Annotated in this window: 16 protein-coding genes and 1 pseudogene; 8 read left to right on the top strand and 9 right to left on the bottom strand. The window is 67.6% G+C overall.

Annotated elements, in window-relative coordinates:
- Positions 1–113: 113 nt before the first annotated feature.
- Positions 114–896, top strand: coding sequence for a CHAD domain-containing protein (locus tag DSC_RS05300; protein WP_014160108.1), 783 nt, complete (start codon positions 114–116; stop codon positions 894–896).
- 66 nt (positions 897–962) lie between these two features.
- Here the strand turns inward: DSC_RS05300 and DSC_RS05295 are convergent, their stop codons facing one another.
- On the bottom strand, positions 963–1,394 hold the full coding sequence (locus tag DSC_RS05295; RefSeq protein WP_014160107.1) for an Lrp/AsnC family transcriptional regulator: 432 nt from the start codon (positions 1,392–1,394) through the stop codon (positions 963–965).
- 178 nt (positions 1,395–1,572) lie between these two features.
- Between DSC_RS05295 and DSC_RS05290 the strand changes: the two genes are divergently transcribed.
- Entirely contained in the window at positions 1,573–3,069 is a 1,497-nt protein-coding gene (locus DSC_RS05290; RefSeq protein ID WP_014160106.1) for an aminotransferase class III-fold pyridoxal phosphate-dependent enzyme, read from the top strand.
- A 108-nt stretch (positions 3,070–3,177) separates the two neighbouring features.
- Here the strand turns inward: DSC_RS05290 and DSC_RS05285 are convergent, their stop codons facing one another.
- Positions 3,178–4,338, bottom strand: coding sequence for an NHL repeat-containing protein (locus DSC_RS05285; protein ID WP_014160105.1), 1,161 nt, complete (start codon positions 4,336–4,338; stop codon positions 3,178–3,180).
- A gap of 158 nt (positions 4,339–4,496) precedes the next feature.
- On the opposite strand from DSC_RS05285, the gene DSC_RS05280 reads away from it, so the two are divergent.
- Both DSC_RS05280 and upp read left to right on the top strand, forming a co-directional pair.
- Positions 4,497–6,830 carry a TonB-dependent receptor plug domain-containing protein gene (locus tag DSC_RS05280; RefSeq protein ID WP_014160104.1) on the top strand — a complete coding sequence of 778 codons (2,334 nt, stop codon included), beginning with the start codon at positions 4,497–4,499 and terminating at the stop codon, positions 6,828–6,830.
- 189 nt (positions 6,831–7,019) lie between these two features.
- Positions 7,020–7,652, top strand: a complete 633-nt coding sequence (gene upp, locus DSC_RS05275; protein ID WP_014160103.1) for a uracil phosphoribosyltransferase — start codon at positions 7,020–7,022, stop codon at positions 7,650–7,652.
- An 81-nt stretch (positions 7,653–7,733) separates the two neighbouring features.
- Here upp and DSC_RS05270 read toward each other — a convergent pair whose 3' ends face one another.
- From DSC_RS05270 to rsmD, 6 genes and pseudogenes are all read right to left on the bottom strand, one after another.
- Positions 7,734–8,627: an MBL fold metallo-hydrolase gene (locus tag DSC_RS05270; protein WP_014160102.1), complete on the bottom strand. Its 894-nt coding sequence runs from the start codon at positions 8,625–8,627 to the stop codon at positions 7,734–7,736.
- Between the two features lie 77 nt (positions 8,628–8,704).
- Positions 8,705–10,375, bottom strand: a pseudogene (ggt, locus tag DSC_RS05265) (gamma-glutamyltransferase); the annotation flags it as partial.
- A gap of 98 nt (positions 10,376–10,473) precedes the next feature.
- Complete coding sequence (locus DSC_RS05260; RefSeq protein WP_014160100.1) at positions 10,474–10,722, bottom strand: YfhL family 4Fe-4S dicluster ferredoxin; 249 nt, start codon at positions 10,720–10,722, stop codon at positions 10,474–10,476.
- 427 nt (positions 10,723–11,149) lie between these two features.
- Positions 11,150–11,650 (bottom strand): hypothetical protein, encoded by a 501-nt coding sequence (locus DSC_RS05255; RefSeq protein ID WP_014160099.1) that lies wholly within the window; start codon positions 11,648–11,650, stop codon positions 11,150–11,152.
- A 57-nt stretch (positions 11,651–11,707) separates the two neighbouring features.
- On the bottom strand, positions 11,708–12,208 hold the full coding sequence (gene coaD / locus DSC_RS05250; RefSeq protein WP_014160098.1) for a pantetheine-phosphate adenylyltransferase: 501 nt from the start codon (positions 12,206–12,208) through the stop codon (positions 11,708–11,710).
- A 49-nt stretch (positions 12,209–12,257) separates the two neighbouring features.
- The gene (rsmD, locus tag DSC_RS05245) at positions 12,258–12,857 is read right to left on the bottom strand and encodes a 16S rRNA (guanine(966)-N(2))-methyltransferase RsmD (RefSeq protein WP_043290424.1); all 600 of its coding nucleotides are present in this window, start codon (positions 12,855–12,857) and stop codon (positions 12,258–12,260) included.
- 193 nt (positions 12,858–13,050) lie between these two features.
- Between rsmD and htpG the strand changes: the two genes are divergently transcribed.
- The 4 genes from htpG to DSC_RS05225 all read left to right on the top strand — a co-directional run bounded on the left by htpG (position 13,051) and on the right by DSC_RS05225 (position 18,096).
- A complete protein-coding gene (gene htpG, locus DSC_RS05240; RefSeq protein ID WP_014160096.1) occupies positions 13,051–14,967 on the top strand; it encodes a molecular chaperone HtpG in 1,917 nt (638 codons plus the stop codon).
- Between the two features lie 178 nt (positions 14,968–15,145).
- Positions 15,146–16,579: a signal recognition particle-docking protein FtsY gene (ftsY, locus tag DSC_RS05235; protein ID WP_014160095.1), complete on the top strand. Its 1,434-nt coding sequence runs from the start codon at positions 15,146–15,148 to the stop codon at positions 16,577–16,579.
- A gap of 166 nt (positions 16,580–16,745) precedes the next feature.
- A complete protein-coding gene (mutY, locus tag DSC_RS05230; protein WP_043290988.1) occupies positions 16,746–17,816 on the top strand; it encodes an A/G-specific adenine glycosylase in 1,071 nt (356 codons plus the stop codon).
- Between the two features lies 1 nt (position 17,817).
- Positions 17,818–18,096, top strand: a complete 279-nt coding sequence (locus DSC_RS05225) for an oxidative damage protection protein (protein WP_014160093.1) — start codon at positions 17,818–17,820, stop codon at positions 18,094–18,096.
- Between the two features lie 2 nt (positions 18,097–18,098).
- On the opposite strand, the gene DSC_RS05220 is transcribed toward DSC_RS05225, so the two are convergent.
- Positions 18,099–18,566, bottom strand: coding sequence for a DUF6491 family protein (locus DSC_RS05220; RefSeq protein ID WP_014160092.1), 468 nt, complete (start codon positions 18,564–18,566; stop codon positions 18,099–18,101).
- Between the last annotated feature and the right edge of the window lie 70 nt (positions 18,567–18,636).

The following is an 18,636-nucleotide window of genomic DNA, read 5'->3' as shown; positions in this document are numbered from 1 at the left end:
ACCACACAACCCCCGACAATCCACTGAAGATCACCACGGATTTCGCCGACGAGCCCAAGTTTTGTTGTTATTGATCAATTCTGTTGGCGAAAAACAGGACAGGAACGGCACCCATGGATTCTCGCGATACCCCGAAGGTGGGCGCCAAGGCGCGTGCGCTGGCACAACGCCAGGGCCGCGCCATTCAACGCGGCTTGTCCGGACAACCGGATCTGCACCGCGGCGTCCACCTGGCACGCAAGGCCATCCGTCGGCTGCGGGCACTGCTGGCGCTGGTGGATGGCCGGTTCGAGCAAGTGGTGGCCATTGATCGCGCCCTGCGCAAACTCGGCGATGGCCTGTCCGCATTGCGCGATGCCCACGTTGCAGTCGAACTCGCCCATGCCTTCGCCGCAGGGGACAACACCGACCGATGGCAACCGATGATCTCCTACCTGGTGCAAAGGCGGGACCGGCTGGCCGCCCGACTGCTGGCACGCGACCCGGGATTCGGTCGTCGCCGCGCCATCGTCAGCCGCCAGATGGCAGCGCTGGACGCTGTGGAATGGCGCCGGCTGCGCAACAAGGATCTGCGTGCTGGCCTGGAGCGGAGCCTGGCACGCCTGGCCCGTGCCGAACGGCGCGCACGCAAGGAACCTTCGGCCGAGAACCTGCACCGGTTCCGCCGCCGCCTGCGTCGGCTGCGCATGCAGCAGGAAGCCCTCCGCTCGCTGGCCCCCAACCTGGCCAAGGACCCGGCCATCACCGGCAAGGACCTGCGCTCGCTGCGCCGGCGCAGCGACCACCTCGGCCGGCGCCAGGACGTGCTGGCGCTCTGCGGATTGGTTCAACGCGCTCCCGGTATTCCCGATCGCCGGCGCCTGCTCGACCAGTTGCGCGAGCAGCTCCCTTCCTGAGCGCGCCCACCATCGCCGCCTCGCCCATGGCGCTTGCGGACGAGGACAAGATGGCGGTCCAAATCCTCAGCGCTCGAACTTGGTCGACAGCACGATCGAGGAAGTGGTCCGCTCCACCCCTTCGATCTGGCCGATCTGGTCGGTCAGCACGTCCATTTCGCCCACGGTCGGCGTGGTCCCCAGGGCGATCAGGTCGTAGGGGCCGCTGACCGAATGCAGCACCCGCACCTGCGGCATGGCGCGCAGGGCCCGGGTCACCGCCGGCATCTGCTTGGGGCGCACGGTGATCATGATGTGGGCACGGATGTGGCCGTGCTCGACCTCGTCGGCCAGGCGCACGGTGTAGCCGCTGATCACGCCCTGGCGCTCCAGGCGTTCGATCCGGCTCTGCACCGTGGTGCGCGACAGGGCCAGGCGCCGGGCGATCTCGGCCACCGAGGCGCGTGCGTTCTCGCGCAGCACGCAGAGCAACAACTGGTCGGCCGCCGAAACCTTCATTTCCACCAATCCGCTCGTCATTGCGCCGAAATCTACCACCCATTTGCGCGGATCGGCCCTGCCGAACGACGAGCTGCTTTCCCGATAATGGGGGCGAGCCTGGCGCCGCTGCGACTGCCCCGTCCGCGGCGGTCGTCGCAGCCGCCCGCCCTGCCTGCCGTTTCCTGAGGAGACCACCATGTCCGTGACCGCCCCGCTCGCCCCGCTGCGCAGCCGTGCCGGCGCCGTCCAGACCCCCGGCCTGGACCAGGCGACCCTGGAGCGACTGGCCGCCGGCCATCCGGACCTGGGCCGGGCCATCGACGCGGCCGCCGCGCAATTTGCCGCGCTGGAAGATGAGTTTGACGAACTCCTGGACCTGGACGAAGCCGACCAGGTGGCCGCGGTGCAGGCCGGCTATGTCAATTTCTACCCCGACGATGCAGTCAACCCGTATGTGGCCCTGGCCGCGTGCGGTCCGTGGGTGGTCAGCCTCAAGGGCGCGGTGCTGTTCGATGCCGGCGGTTACGGGATGATCGGTTTCGGCCACACCCCGCAGCCGGTGCTGGAGGCGATGGCGCGGCCGCAGGCGATGGCCAACATCATGACCCCCAGCCTGTCGCAGCTGCGCCTGGAACGCGCCCTGCGCGCCGAGATCGGGCATACCCGTGGCGGCTGCCCGTTCGCCAAGTTCATGTGCCTGAATTCGGGCTCGGAGGCGGTCGGCCTGGCCACGCGCATCGCCGATGTCAACAGCAAGCTGATGACCGACCCCGGCGCGCGCCATGCCGGCCGCACGATCAAGCGCGTGGTGGTCAAGGGCAGTTTCCACGGCCGCACCGACCGGCCGGGGCTGTATTCGGATTCCTCGCGCAAGGCCTACCAGCAGCACCTGGCCAGCTATCGCAACGAGACCTCGGTCATCGCGGTGGCCCCGTACGACCAGGCCGCGCTGCGCAAGGTGTTTGCCGATGCGCAAGCCCACGGCTGGTTCATCGAGGCGGTGTTGCTGGAGCCGGTGATGGGCGAAGGCGACCCGGGCCGGGCCCTGCCCGCCGCCTTCTATGCGCTCGCGCGCGAACTGACCGGCGAGCACGGCAGCCTGCTGCTGGTCGATTCCATCCAGGCCGGCCTGCGTGCCCACGGGGTGCTCTCGGTGGTGGACTACCCGGGTTTCGAAGACCTGGACGCGCCGGACATGGAGACCTACTCCAAGGCACTCAACGCCGCCCAGTACCCGCTGTCGGTGCTGGCCCTGACCGAACACGCCGCCGGGCTGTACCGCAAGGGCCTCTACGGCAACACCATGACCAGCAACCCGCGGGCGCTGGAGGTGGCCTGCGCAAGCCTGGCCATGCTGACCCCGCAGGTGCGTGCCAACATCCGCAGCCGCGGCGCGCAGGCGGTGGCCAGGCTGGAACAGCTCAAGGCCGAACTGGGCGGACTGATCACCAACGTACAGGGCACCGGCCTGTTGTTTTCATGCGAACTGGCACCGCAGTTCAAGTGCTATGGCGCAGGTTCGACCGAGCAATGGCTGCGCCAGCACGGGCTCAACGTGATCCACGGCGGCGCCAACTCGCTGCGCTTCACCCCGCACTTCAACCTGGACCAGGCCGAGCTGGACCTGATGATCGACCTGGTCGGCCGGGCCCTGCGCGAGGGCCCGCGTAAGCAGGAGGCGCAGGCGGCGTGATCTCTGCACCTTCTCCCTTCGGGGCAACTCTACCAAGCATGTTGCCAGCGGTGACCAGTGCAATGGCGAAAACGGCAGGCGACTTGTTCATCGCCAGGGCTTTCATGTTCAGCGCTCGCATGCCGGCAGTTTCAGCGCGGCCGCAATGTCGCGCCAGTCAAACGCGGACACGGCCACGTCCAGGTGCGAGGCGTAGAACACGCCCTGCGGAAAACGTGCATCGCCGCGCTCGTCCAGCCAGACGCCGTCGGTCAGGCCGGTGACGTTGCCGACGAAGGAGCCGGCGTGTTCCAGGGTCCTTCGGTCGAACAGGTGGAACACCGTGCGGTCGTCGAACTGATCGCTGGCCAGCCACCAGCCGCTGCCGTCCCGGCAACGCATCAGCGCGATGCCCTCGGCCTGGGCCTTGTAGTTGGCCGCACCGACATCGCGGCCTGCGTACCTGCCGTCCAGCGTGTATTCGCGCAGGCGAGTGCCTGTCGGGATGTGCTCCTCGGCGATCAGGAGGCGGTTGTTGGCCGCGTCGCCAAACACCGATTCGGCCACCCGGATCGCGCCGGCTTCGCTGGTATCGCCGAAGTGGCCGTCCGCGCCGGCCGTCCACCGGCCGCCCTCCCGGCGTACCTGGTAGCGATGCAAGCGCCGGTCCAGCTCGGCCAGCGGCGGAATGATCTCCTCACCGTTGGCGTTTTCGCCCAGGGTGTAGTTGTCGCTGACGATCACCTGGTAGCCTTGGCCATGCCTGCGTACCCACAGCCCATAGGGCTGAAGGAGTTCGGCGTCGCCAAAGGCCAGCAGTGGCTTGAAGTCCGGCAAGGCGAGCATCTGCACGCGATGGTTATCGCGTTCGACCACGAAGACATATTGGTCGTCCACCGTGGCGATGCCGTTGGGACGGTTCAGCTGCCCCGGTCGCGTGCCGGAACTGCCGACGGTGCGCAGGCGCTGGCCGGTATCGCCATCGTAGATGATCAGCTGGTCGGTGGACTTGGCCGTGGCCGCGACCATCAGCCTGCCATCCTGCAGCCAGCTGGCCGGCGAATCGACGTTGTCTTCGGGCGCCGCCACGCTGACCCAGGCTTCCTTCACCACCACGTGCGGAATGTCGGCCCGGTGCTGGCTGAAAAGCAGGGCCGCCTTGCCCTGCTCGTCGCCTTCCTTGCCGTGCCCGGCCTGCATGACGGGCGCCGCCGAGGGCGCCGTGGTCGAACAGGCTGCGAGCAGCAGCAGTGCGGCAAAAGGAACCCTGCGGTTGGTCACGTGGAGCATTCCCGTCCTGCCTGAGTGAAACCGGCCAATCTATGCACGACGCATGACGGTTTGGTTGCCATTGCCGGGCTCGCCATTGCTGCCGACATCGTCATGTTTCCGCCATGTCCCCCACGTAGAAAAAAGCCCGCTTAACTTTTTTTCGACGGGGCTCACACATGAAACATCACGCACTGGCCATCGGCCTCAGGCGTGCGCTCGCTTGCGCCGCACTGTTTCCCGCCAGCGCCGCCTGGTCGCAGACCACCATGCCGGACGGATCGACCCAGGCCCAGGCGAAACAGCTCGACACGCTCGTCGTGCAGGGCGAAATCGCCTACCGCAACCGCACCGATGACATCGAACCGGTGCTGAGCTACGACCTGGAATACTTCCAGCGTTTCGAACCGAACACCGTCGGCGACATGGTCAAGCGCCTGCCCAGCGCGGTGTTCATTTCGGACATCATGGAATACGACGGGGTGCGGATGCGCGGCCTGGATCCGGGCTACACCCAGGTCCTGATCAACGGCAAGAAAGTACCGGGCGCCGGCGACGACCGCTCGTTCTGGGTAGACCGCATCCCGGCAGAAATGGTCGACCACATCGAAATCCTGCGCAGCAACAGCGCCAACCGCAGCGGCGACGCCGTCGCCGGCGCGATCAACATCGTCCTGCGCGATGCCTACCTGTTCGAAGGCAGCTACGTCCGCCTGGGCGCGAACCGCTACTACGACGACGAAATCAACCCCACCTTCGGCGCCGTGACCAGCGGCCAGGCCCTGGGTGGGCGCATCCTTGCCGGCGTCAATGTGCAGGACCGCTACAACGCCAAGATCAAGCGTTCCGACCGTTTCAACGACCCGTCGATGGAAGAGCGGGTCAGCTGGGAAGACCAGACCGAAGTCAAGGATGGCCGCGACTACTCGGGCAACATTTCCTATACCGCCGATGTCGGGCAAACCGGACGCGTCAACATCAACGGCTTCTACGTCAAGACCGATCGCGACGTGACCGAGGTTTCGCACGAGGTGGAATACGACGACCAAGACGTGATCGAATCCGACGTGCCTGGCCTGAATCCCATCAACCAGAAAAACTGGGGCATCGGCGCCGGTTACAAGTTCGACATGGCCGGCGGCACGACCGAATTTGACCTCGACCATGCCCGCTTCGAAGACGACAGCTCGGTGATCGAGGAAAAGCACGAATACGTCAATGGCCAATGGGACGCCTCCGAAGCCGAGGCCCAGTCGGTCGATGCCAGGGATACCGAAACCAGCCTCAAGGTTGCGCACAGGCGCGCGATCGGCGCCGCCACCGAACTGGAATTGGGCGTGGACTACCGCACCAAGGAGCGCGACATCGCCTACACCAACTATGCGTGGGAAGCCGAGGAGGAAGGCGACTCGGTGGTCTACGAACTGGATGGCCGCCTCGCCAGCGTGATCGAGGAAGATCGCCTGGACCCGTACATCATGTTCTCGGGCAGGGGCCAGCGCTTCTCGTGGGAAGCGGGCCTGCGCTATGAAACCACCCAGTCGGACATCACCTACAGCGAGGACGGCGAAGCGCAAGGCGCTGCCAGCAAGGACTACAACGAACTGCTGCCGTCGCTGCACCTGAAGTGGGATCTGACCGACACCGACCGGGTCAGCCTGTCCCTGGCCAGGAGCGTCAAGCGCCCGAACTTCAACGAGCTGATTCCGGCCCTGCTGGACGGCGAGTACGGCGACAACGACTACCTCGGCAATCCGCTGCTCGAGCCAGAGACCGCCGTCGGCATCGATCTGGGCTTCGAGCATCGCCTCGGCAAGCACGGTGTCATCGGCATCAACTTCTTCTACCGCGATGTGAAGGATCTGATCGAACTGGTCAACACCGGCGAGCCGAGCGAGGACGCGCTGGACGGCTACGCCGATGACATCGAGGACTACGTGGAGGAAAACGGGGTCAGCGAGGAAGACGCCATCGCTGCCAATCCATTCGACCCGGAAAGCTGGGTGTTCACCTCGGCCAACGTCGGCGACGGCAAGGTCTATGGCGTCGAATTCGACCTTTCCACCCCGCTGACCGCGTTGGGTCTGCCGAACACCGGCGTGTTCCTGAATTACTCGTACCTGGACAGCAAGGTCGACGACTTCCTGGGCGAGCGCCGCTTCAACAACCAGGCCAAGTCGGTCTACAACATCGGCTTCATCCATGACCTGCCGGATCTGGCCGCCAGCTTCGGCGTGACCTACCGCAAGCAGGGCGACGCCTACAGCCGCATCCTGGCCGAGGAAGTGACCACCAGCTACGGCGAAGACCTGGAACTGTTCGCCGAAAAACGTTTCGGCGACAGCTTCTCGATCCGCTTGAGCGCCGCCAACCTGCTGGATGCCTCGAAGGACGAGTTCATCCACAAGTTCGACAACCAGGCCGACCAGCAAGAGCGCGATTACGACGAATACGAACTGGAAACCGAAGAGGCCGGGCCACGGTACCAGGTGGTCATGCGCTGGGCGTTCTGATCGCGTCCTGCCTGCGGCACGAAGAGGCCGACCGAGCGTCGGCGTTTTCGCAAGCCGGGCCGCGCTGCCGTGCAGGCGGACATGCACGGGTGGCCGCATGGCACGCAACGGCGCGGCGGCGCGGGGCCAGCCTTAGCAAGGCACGGGACTTTGGTGCAGACTTGCCGGGTCGAGCCCTGGTAACCCTGCATGAAGCACGTCCAAGTCCGCCACCCCCTGGTCCGCCACAAGCTCGGCCTGCTGCGCGATGCGAGCCTGAGCACCAAGGGCTTCCGCGAACTGGTCACCGAGCTGGGCACGCTGCTGGCCTACGAGGCCACCGCCGACCTGCACACCGAGGCCGGGATCGTGCAGGGCTGGGCCGGCGATGTGCAGGTCCAGAAGATCGCCGGCGCCAAGATCACCCTGGTGCCGATCCTGCGCGCGGGCTTGGGCATGCTGCCCGGCGTGCTGGCGCTGATCCCGGCCGCGCGGGTCAGCGTGGTCGGCCTGCAGCGCGACGAGCAAACCCTGCAGCCGGTGCCCTACTTCGAACGCCTGACCGGCCGCCTGGAGGAGCGCGATGCACTGATCCTGGACCCGATGCTGGCCACCGGCGGCACCCTGATCGCCACCATCGACATGCTCAAGCGGGCCGGCGCGCGGCGGATCAAGGGCATCTTTCTGGTCGCAGCGCCGGAGGGCCTGAAGGCACTGGAAGCAGCGCACCCGGACGTGGTGGTCTACACCGCGGCCATCGACGAGCGCCTCAACGAGAAGGGCTACATCCTGCCCGGACTGGGCGATGCCGGCGATCGGATCTTCGGCACGCGGCTGGGCTGAAGGCCGCGTGGGAGCCGCTACAGCGGCGATGGAACTTCGCAGTGAAACCCCATCGCCGCTGTAGCGGCTCCCACGGGCTTGTTACTGCGCCAGCGGCTGCGCGCGCAGCTCGGCCACTTCCTGCGCGGTGCCGAAGCGCCCCTTTTCATCGCGCGTGACCTGGGCCAGGGCGCAGTCGGTGTCGTGGGTGAAGAACAGCCGCACATCGCGTGCCAGCGCATCCTCCAGGAACGCGCGCTTCTCATCGATCAGCAGTTCGGGGTTGCGGTCGTAGCCCATCGTGATCGGCACGTGCACCCAGAAGCGCCCCGGAATCAGGTCGGCGCAGAACGCCACCCCGCCGTGCGCCATCCCATCGTTGTCGGTGTCGGCACCGACGATCTCGGCCAGCATCAGGCCCGGGGTGTGGCCATCGCTGTAGGAAAACCGCACCGCCTGGCCCAGCGCCCGGGCATGGGCGCCCTCGACCAGCTCCAGCCGGCCGCTGGCTTCCAGCAGACCGGGCAGTTCGGGGATGAAGCTGGCCCGGTCGCGCGGGTGTGGCGCCCTGGCCCGCTGCCAATGTCGCGCACCGACCAGGAAGGTCGCATTGGGAAACAGCAGCCGCGGCCCCTGGCCCTGCGCCCACGGCGCCAGCAGCCCGCCGGCATGGTCGAAGTGCAGGTGGCTCAGCACCACCACCTCGATGTCCTGGTGCGAGAAGCCGGCTTGCGCCAGCGACTGCAGCAGCACGTGTTCGGGTTCGACCACGCCGTAGCGCTGGCGCAGGTTCGGTTCGAAGAACGCGCCGATGCCGGTCTCGAACAGTACCGTCTTGCCGTTGATCGGTGTGGCCAGCAGGGCGCGGCAGGCCAGGTCGATGCGGTTGTGCTCGTCCGGCGGCGCCCACCTGGCCCACAGCGCGCGCGGCGCATTGCCGAACATCGCCCCGCCGTCGAGCTTTTGCGAATTGCCGATGATGGACCACAGTTTCATGCGATCGCTCCCGAAAATGTGGCGCCTGCCCGATGCGCGCAGGCGCCGCTGGCCCGGATGATGCGTGCGCCTGCGCCCTACGGCGTGCCCGGCCGCACCAGGGCCGCGCCGACCGGGTTGCGCGGGTCGCTGCCGCCGCTGAGGGTGTTGGTCTTCCTGTCCCACTCCACGGTCTGCAGATTGCCCCACACGTGGCTGGAACCGCGCCCGCCGGCGGCAGTGTCGCCGGGCAGCTTGAGCTTGTGCCCCATCGCTTCCAGGCCCCTGACCGTGGCCTGATCGAAGGTGCCGCTTTCGGCCTCGATCAGGTCCGGCAGCCATTGGTGGTGGTAGCGCGGCAGCGCGGCCACCTGCTGCGCGGTCAGGCCGTCGTCATAGCCCAGGATGCCCAGCAGGACCATGGTGATGATGCGGCTGCCACCGGGCGTGCCGAGCACCGCGGACTTGTCGGCATTTTCCATGAAGGTCGGGGTCATCGAGCTCAGCGGGCGCTTGCCGGGCTTGGGCGCATTGGCCTCGTAGCCCATCACCCCAAAGGCATTGGGCGTGCCAGGTTTCAGGGCGAAGTCGTCCATCTCGTCGTTGAGCAGGACCCCGGTGCCCTTGGGGATCAGCCCCGAGCCATACAGCAGGTTGACCGTCTGGGTGGCGCCCACGCGGTTGCCCTCGGCGTCGATGATCGAAAAATGCGTGGTCTCCTCGTCTTCCAGCGGCGTCGGATTGCCCGAGAGCAGGTCGCTGGGCGTGGCCTTTTCAGGATTGATGGTCGAACGCAGGCCCAGCGCGTAATCCTTGCTCACCAGCACCTTCTGCGGAATGGTGGTGAAGTCCGGATCGCCCAGGAAAAAGGTACGGTCGCGATAGGCGCGGCGCATGGCTTCGACCGTCAGGTGCGTGCGCTGCACCGGGTCCATGCCCTTCAGGTCGTAGCCTTCCAGGATCTGCAGCATCTCGGCCAGTGCAATGCCACCGGAGGACGGCGGCGGCGCGGTGGTGATCTTCCAGCCCTTGTAGTCGAACTGGATCGGCGCACGTTCCTTGACCTGGTAGCTGGCCAGCTCGGCGGCGGTCCACTTGCCGCCGGACTGCTTGACGCCGGCCAGCAGCTTCCGGGCGGTTTCGCCCTTGTAGAAGCCGTCGCGGCCGTGTTCGGCCAGCAGGGTCAGGGTGTGCGCCAGCTCGGGCTGCCTGAAGATATCCCCGGTCTGGATCGGCCTGCCGTTGCGCAGGTAGACCTCACGCGTACCGGGATACTTCTCCATCTCCTCGCGGCGCAGGGCATAGCCCTTGGCCATGCGCTCGTAGACCGGGAAGCCCTCGCTGGCGATGCGGATGGCCGGGGCCAGCGACTGCTTGAGCGGCAGCCTGCCGTACTTGCCCGCCAATTCCACCAGTGCCGCCGGCAGGCCGGGAATCCCGGCCGACCACGGGCCGTTGATCGACCTGGACGGGTCCAGCTTGCCGGCCTTGTCCAGGAACTTGTCCGGCGAGGCCGACTCGGGCGCGGTTTCGCGCGCATCGATCATCACGTCCCTGCCGGTGCTGGCCTGGTGCAACAAAAAGAACCCGCCGCCGCCCAGGCCCGAACTGATCGGCTCGACCACGCCCAGGGTGGAAGACACCGCCACCGCCGCATCGAAGGCGTTGCCGCCCTGGGCGATGATCTCCAGGCCGGCCTCGGTGGCCAGCCTGTGCCCGGAGGCGATGGCCGTGCCAGGCGGATGCGCGGCCGGGGCCGCGGTGGAGGCCTGCTGCGCACTGGCAGCGACCGCAAGCAAAACCGTCAGGGCGACGGCAATCAGTCTCGAAAGTTTCACGCACGCTCCAAGATAAGGGCCGGACGGCGTCAACCGTCCCGCAGGCGCTGGAATTTGGCCAGCAGGTCCTCCCAGGTCTCAGGATACGCCGGGTCCGGGTCGATGCACTCGACCGGGCAGACCACCACGCATTGTGGTTCGTCATGGTGGCCGACGCATTCGGTGCAACGCGCCGGATCGATGACATAGATGTCCTGGCCCATCGAAATGGCCTGGTTGGGACAGGCCGGTTCGCACACGTCGCAGTTCACGCACAGGGAATTGATCTTGAGGGACATGCGGGCACTCGTTGCGCCGGGGCTACCGTCTTGGTGGGGGTGATGGGGGCAAGGCCCAAGCCCTTGGCCGCAGCAGTGGCCATGGCGGCGATGGATGGCCGGGAACGGCTGATCGCCGCCATGGCGGCTCCCACTGGACCCCCTTCCGCCGGGAGCGGAGCAGGCTGCCTGCTGCGGGAAGGCAAAAGCGCTGGACCCCCGCTTTCGCGGGGGCGGAGGAGGCATGCCTCCTCCGGGAGTGGCAAAGGCGTGGCCGCGGTGCGGCCACGCTACTGGCAACCGCTGGACCCCCGCCTGCGCGGGGATGACGAAGTGGCAAAGGCGTGGCCGCGGTGCGGCCACGCTACTGGCAACCGCTGGACCCCCGCCTGCGCGGGGGTGACGAAGTGGCAAAGGCGTGGCCGCGGTGCGGCCACGCGCCACTTCGTCACTTGGCTTCGATGAAGACGTATTCGGCGCCGCTTGGGGCCACGGCGGCCTTGACCCGGTCGTTGTCGACCGCGGCGCCAACGAACAATACGCGTGCGCCGTTGAACGAGCCGGGTTCGGCCTTGGCGAAGGAGGCCACGATCAGATCAGCCATTTTGGCGCTGGCCGGCGAGCCAAAGGCCACCATGTTGCCGGCGGTCACCCCGCGCTGGACGGCATTGCCGACCTGCTCGGCCAGGCGGTCGTACTTGCCCTGGAAATCACTGTCGGTCTCGGCCGGCAGGTAGTACATGATCGGCGAGTTGCTGATGGTGCCCATGTTGCGGCCGACCACGTCCTGCAGGTAAGGCTTCCAGGCCGCGTCTTCGGTGCCGGTCGGGGCGGTCATCGGCGCGGCTTCGGCCTGCTGCGCGGGCGCCTCTTCCTTTTTGCACGCGGCCAGGGACACGACCGACATGCCCAGGCAGGCGGCCAGCATCAGGCGGTTGGTGGACTTCATGGGTACAGCCTCCGGTTGGGATCTTTCAGGGATGTTCTGGCAGGAAACGCGGGTCGCTCAGTCGGCGTTTTCGCGCGCCTCGGACAGCGCCCGGGCCACCGAGGCCGGCACGAAGCTGGACACATCGCCGCCCAGGCGCGCGACCTCGCGCACCAGGGTCGAGGAGATGAAGCCGAACTGCTCGGCCGGGGTCATGAACAGCGTTTCCACGTCGGGAATCAGGTGCCGGTTCATGCTGGCCATCTGGAATTCGTATTCGAAATCGGACACCGCGCGCAGTCCGCGCAGCAGCACCCCGCCGCCGACCTTGTGCACGAAATCGGCCAGCAGACTGTCAAACCCGGTGACTTCCACGTGCCGGTGATGGGCCACTGCCTCGCGGGCCAGGGCCACGCGTTTTTCAAGCCCCAGCGCCGGGCCCTTCTTCTGACTGGCGGCCACCCCGATCACGATGCGCTCGAACAGCGGCGCGGCACGGTCGATCAGGTCGATGTGGCCGTTGGTGATCGGGTCGAAGGTGCCCGGATAGACCGCGGTCCGGATGGGCGAAACGCTCATTGAGGGATGTACCGTCGGAAAGTTCGCCGTTCAGTGTAGCAGCGGCCAGTCAGCCGGGCGCGCGGGCCAAGGTGTAGCGCACCTGTCGGGTGCTGCCCTGGCGATGGAGCAGATAGCCCGGCGGCAGCGCCGGTGCCTGCTCGTGCGGGGACTCGATGTAGAGCCAGGCGCCGGGGGCCAGCAGCCGGGGCAGCCGGGCCAGCACCGTGTCCCACAGGCCGGCGGCAAAGGGCGGATCGACGAAGGCGATGTCGAAGGCCGCAGCGCTCTGTTGCTCCAGCCAGGCCAGGGCGTCGGCGTTGACGATCCTGGCCTGGTCGGCGGCCTTCAGTCTTGCCACCACCTGGTCCAGCTGGCCGGCCAGGCCGGGGTCGCGCTCGACCAGCACCGCGCTGCCGGCGCCGCGCGAGAGCGCCTCCAGCCCCAGCGCACCGGTGCCTGCGAACAGGTCCAGGACCCGGGCGCCGGCCAGCTGCCCGGTCAGCCAGTTGAACAGCGTCTCGCGCACCCGATCGCTGCTGGGGCGCAGGCCCGGCAGGTTGGGCACGGCCAGACGGGTGTTGCGCCAGCGGCCGCCGACGATGCGGACCTGGCCGATGTCCATGGCGCGGGGCGGTTGCGCGGCTGGCTTTGACGGCGGACGGGGCATCGCGGCGCAGGCTGGATCGGGCCGCCGATGATAACGATCCGGGCGCCCTGCAGCCTGCGCCGTGAGCGGGCCCGGCGGCTGTTGCAAACGCGGCCGGGCACGGCGCTGCCCTTGAAAATTGCGCTTCCACCCACACCCCGAAGAGCCATCGGCCGCCCTGCGGCCCGGCCAACCCACGGAGCACGAGCCCCTCATGACCACTGCCACCGAAACCCACAAGGAAACATTGGGCTTCCAGACCGAGGTCAAACAGCTGCTGCAGCTGATGATCCATTCGCTGTACTCCAACAAGGAGATCTTCCTGCGCGAGCTGGTGTCCAACGCCGCCGACGCCGCCGACAAGCTGCGCTTCGAGGCGCTGACCAATCCCGGCCTGCTCGAGGGCGACGGCAGCGACCTGCGCGTGCGCATTTCCTGCGATGCCCAGGCCCGGACCATCACCATCGACGACAACGGCATCGGCATGAGCCGCGAGGAAGCCATCGCCCACCTGGGTACGATCGCCAAGTCCGGCACCGCCGATTTCCTTGCCCACCTGTCCGGCGACCAGAAGAAGGACGCCAACCTGATCGGCCAGTTCGGGGTGGGCTTCTACAGCGCCTTCATCGTCGCCGACCGGGTCGATGTCTACAGCCGCCGCGCCGGCCTGCCGGCCAGCGAAGGCGTGCACTGGTCTTCGGCGGGCCAAGGCGACTTCGAGGTGGCCACCATCGACAAGCCGCAGCGCGGCACCACCATCGTGCTGCACCTGAAGGAGGACGAAGCCGGCTTCGCCGACCCCTGGCGCCTGCGCGGCATCGTCAAGAAGTACTCCGACCACATCGCCCTGCCGGTGGAACTGCCCAGGCAGCAAGCCACCGGCGCCGATGCCGACAAGCCCGCCGAACCGGAGTGGGAAACGGTCAACCGCGCCAGCGCGCTGTGGACCCGGCCCAAGAGCGAGATCCAGGACGAGGAATACCGCGAGTTCTACAAGCACATCTCGCATGACTTCAGCGACCCGCTGGCCTGGAGCCACAACAAGGTCGAAGGCAAGCTGGAATACACCTCGCTGCTGTACGTGCCGGCGCACGCGCCGTTCGACCTGTACCACCGCGACGCGGCCAAGGGCCTGAAGCTGTACGTGCAGCGGGTCTACATCATGGACCAGGCCGACCAGTTCCTGCCGCTGTACCTGCGCTTCATCAAGGGCGTGGTCGATTCATCGGACCTGCCGCTCAACGTCTCGCGCGAGATCCTGCAGAAGGGCCCGGTGATCGATTCGATGAAGTCGGCGCTGACCAAGCGCGCCCTGGACATGCTGGAGAAGCTGGCCAAGGACAAGCCTGATCAGTACGCCACGTTCTGGAAGGAATTCGGCCAGGTGCTCAAGGAAGGCCCCTCGGAGGACTACGCCAACCGCGAGAAGATCGCCGGCCTGCTGCGCTTTGCCTCCACCAAATCCGGTACCGATGCGCAGGAGGTGGCCCTGGCCGATTACGTGGCGCGCATGGTCCAAGGCCAGGACAAGATTTACTACCTGACCGGCGAGAGCTACGCCCAGGTCAAGGACAGCCCGCACCTGGAGGTGTTCCGCAAGAAGGGCATCGAGGTGCTGCTGCTGACCGACCGCATCGACGAATGGCTGATGCAGTACCTGACCGAGTTCGACGGCAAGGCCTTCGTCGATGTCGCCCGTGGCGACCTGGACCTGGGCGCGCTGGAAAGCGAGGAGGACAAAAAGGCGCAGGAAGCTGCGGCCAAGGACAAGGAAAATCTCATCAACCGCCTGAAGCAGGCGCTCGGGGAGGATGTGTCCGAAGTGCGCATCTCGCACCGCCTGACCGATTCGCCGGCGATCCTGGCCATCGGCGAAGGCGACATGGGCCTGCAGATGCGCCAACTGCTGGAAGCCAGCGGCCAGAAGGTGCCCGAGGCCAAGCCGGTGTTCGAGTTCAACCCGACCCATCCGCTGATCGAGCGGCTGGATGCGGAAACCGACGAGGACCGCTTCGGCGACCTGTCGCGGGTGCTGTTCGACCAGGCCGCCCTGGCCGCCGGCGACAGCCTCAAGGATCCGGCCGGCTACGTGCGCCGGCTCAACAAGCTGCTGCTGGACCTGGCGCGCTGACGCTTGAAAGCGCTCCCGCCGGGACAGCAGTCCCGGCGTGGGGCGGGCGCTGGAGGCGAGGCGAGCAGGATCGGGTCGCCTATCGTTGTTGCAGGTTGGCGTGCATGCCGGGCGCCGGCCGTTTCCAACCCCGGTGTTAGCATTTCGGCCCCGATTCCCCCCCATTCCAAGGTTGCACATGGTCAGTTTCTTCCGCCGCAAGAAGCCCGGGGACGCGCCGTCCGGTCAGGACGGCAACACCCGGCGCTACAGCGTGGAGGAGCTGGCTGCGGCCTTCCCCGAACCCCGGCCGGCCGCGCCGAAGCAGGTCGATGCGGCCGCCGCGATCGAACAGGCCAGACACGGCGCGCCCGAGCAGGCGCCGGCAACGCCGCCGCGGACGCCGGACACCCAGACCTTCGCGCCGGCCGATGGTGGCCAGCCGGAGTTCGTGGTGCCGGCGCCTTCGCCACTGCGCGCAGAACCCGCGCCGCTGCCAGTCTCACCGGTGGCGGCCGAGCCGGCGCCCGCTCCAGTCGCGCCCGCGCCGGCCCCGGCCGAACCGGTTGTGCCACCGACCGTGGCCCTCGCGCCGGAGGTGCTCCCGCAGCCGGTCGCGCCCACCCCCGCCCCTGCCCCTGCGCCAACCCCGACCGCCGAGCCGATCGCCAGCGGCAGCCTGGGCACCGCCGAGCGCCCGGCCGCGCCGGCAGGCAAGGCCGGCTGGCGCGAACGCCTGCGCGGCAGCGTGTTCGCACGCAGCTTTGGTGGCCTGTTCTCGCGCAACCCCAAGCTTGACGAGGACCTGCTGGATGAAATCGAGACCGCGCTGATCACCGCCGATGTCGGCGTGGGCGCCACCACCGCCCTGGTCGAGGCCTTGCGCAAGCGCATGAAGGCGCGCGAATTCGCCGATGCCAACGCGCTGCTGGCCGCGCTGCGCGCCGAGCTGATCGCGATCCTCAGGCCGGTCGCGGTGCCGCTGGTGATCGACCCGCAGGCCAAGCCGTTCGTGGTCCTGACCGTGGGCGTCAACGGGGTCGGCAAGACCACCACCATCGGCAAGCTGGCCAAGCGCTTCAAGGACGAGGGCTACAGCCTGATGCTGGCCGCCGGCGACACCTTCCGCGCCGCGGCAGTGGCCCAGCTGCAGGCCTGGGGCGAGCGCAACGGGGTGACCGTGGTCGCCCAGGGACAGAACGCCGACGCGGCCTCGGTCGCCTTCGATGCGCTGCAGGCCGGCAAGGCGCGCGGCACCCAGGTCCTGATCGCCGACACCGCCGGGCGCCTGCATACCCAGACCGGGCTGATGAACGAGCTGGGCAAGATCCGCCGGGTGCTGGGCAAGCTCGATCCTGCCGCTCCGCACGAAGTGCTGATGGTGATCGACGGCACTACCGGCCAGAACGCGCTCTCGCAGCTGCGCCAGTTCCATGCCGCAGTCGGGGTGACCGGCCTGGTGGTGACCAAGCTGGACGGCACCGCCAAGGGCGGCGTGGTGTTCGCGCTGGCCCGCGAGTTCGGCATCCCGATCCGCTACGCCGGCATCGGCGAACGCCCGGAAGACCTGCGCGTGTTCGACGCCGAAGCCTTCGTCGATGCACTGCTGCCGGAGGCGCTGGGCAGCGCCTGATGCTTGAGCCCCTCTCCCGCTGGGCAGCGCTTGATGCTTGAGCCCCTCTCCCGCTGGGAGAGGGGTTGGGGTGAGGGTGCAGTACATCGCAATACCACAGCTGCGCGCAGCTTCGCCCGAACCCTCTTCCAGCACTTCGCGCCGGCTTCTCCCGCGCGCAGACGCAATAAAGCCAGCACGAGCCCGCCAGCCCATCGACACCTTCGCCACCAACCTGCTGACCTGGTTCGACCAGCATGGCCGCCACGACCTGCCCTGGCAGCATCCGCGCACGCCCTACCGGGTGTGGCTGTCGGAAATCATGCTGCAGCAGACCCAGGTGCGGGTGGTCATTGGCTACTTCGAGCGCTTCGTGCAGGCCTTCCCGACCCTGCCGGATCTGGCCGCGGCCAGTTTGGACGAGGTGATGGCGCAGTGGGCCGGGCTGGGCTACTACGCCCGTGCCCGCCACCTGCATGCCGCCGCCAGGCGCTGCGTCGAACTGCACCACGGCGAGCTGCCGCGTGACTTCGATGCGCTGCACGCACTGCCCGGGATCGGCCGCAGCACCGCCGGGGCGATCCTCTCGCAGGCCTGGAATGCGCGCGTGGCAATCATGGATGGCAACGTCAAGCGCGTGCTGTCGCGCGTGCACGGCATCCCCGGCTGGCCCGGCCTGCCGGCCATCGAAAGGCAGCTGTGGACACGGGCGATCGACCACCTGCGGCACGTGCCCGACGGGCGCCTGGCCGACTACACCCAGGCGCAGATGGATTTTGGCGCCACCCTGTGCACGCGCGCCAATCCGACTTGCCTGCTGTGCCCGCTGTCGGGCAGCTGCGTGGCCTTCGGCCAAGGCCTCACCGAGACGCTGCCCACACCCAAGCCCGGCAAGCCACTGCCCGAACGCGGCGCGGTGATGCTGATGGCCTTCGACGGGCAGGGCCGGGTACTGCTGCAGCGGCGCCCGCCGGTGGGCATCTGGTCGGGACTGTGGTCATTGCCACAGGCCGATGACAGGTCCGCAGCACGGCTCTGGTTCGAGGCACACCTCACAGGTGATTTCGACCAGGCCGACGCGCTGGCGCAGATCCCGCACACCTTCACCCATTACCGCCTGCACATGCAGCCGCTGCGCTGGCGGCGCCTGACGCCGCGCGCGGCGGTAGGCGACAATACCGACCTGCGCTGGGTCGCACCCGGCGAGCTGGCGACCCTGGGCCTGCCTGCGCCGATCCGCAAACTCCTGGATGCCTGACATGCCCCGCACCGTGTTCTGCCAGTACGAGAAAAAAGAAGCCCAAGGCCTGGACTACGTGCCCTACCCGGGCGAGCTGGGACAGCAGATCTTCCAGCATGTCGGCAAGGCCGGCTGGACCGCCTGGCTGGCGCACCAGACCATGCTGATCAACGAAAACCGCCTGTCCCCGCGCACGCCCAAGGACCGCGCTTTCCTGGAAAGCGAACTGCGCAAGTTCCTGTTTGGCGAAGGCGCCGACAAGCCGGCTGGCTACGTCGCTCCGTCCGAGCAGCGCTGATTTCAGCTACCGGGGGGCACCGCGTCGCGCTCGGCCGTGCGCGCTTGGCGCAAGGCCTTCTCGGACGCACGGATCGCCTTGGTGTCGAGCGGGCGGATCGTCTCGATCCGGCAGGTGAGGTTGAACCCGGGCGGCCGGTCGAGGATCTTCACCCGGTCCAGCCCGGCCGACACCTGGCCCAGCAGGTTGGTGATCAGGATCGTGGAGGCGCTGTCCAGCCCGTTGCAGCCGCCACCGCCAAATTCGAGCAGGTAAGCCTCATTGGGCTTGGTCCACACCGCCAGCGCCTCATCACCCAGCGCCGTCCAGCCGGTGAGCTGGCGCGAATAGCGGAAATCGCGCTGCGGCTGGCCGGCGTGCTCGCGATACAGCGCCAGGCGCTGCTGATCGCTCAGGCCGGTGGTGGCACAGCTGGCCAGCGCCGCCGCACAGACCGCGGCGGCAAAGGTCAATGGGATCGAACCAGGCATGGCGAAGACTCCTGTGCATCTGGGCGCCGGGCAAGCCATCAAACGCGCGTGTGAGGCAAGCGCTCGTGAG

Source organism: Pseudoxanthomonas spadix BD-a59 (assembly GCF_000233915.3).
Taxonomy (GTDB): domain Bacteria; phylum Pseudomonadota; class Gammaproteobacteria; order Xanthomonadales; family Xanthomonadaceae; genus Pseudoxanthomonas_A; species Pseudoxanthomonas_A spadix.
This window is presented reverse-complemented; position numbering and strand designations above follow the sequence as displayed.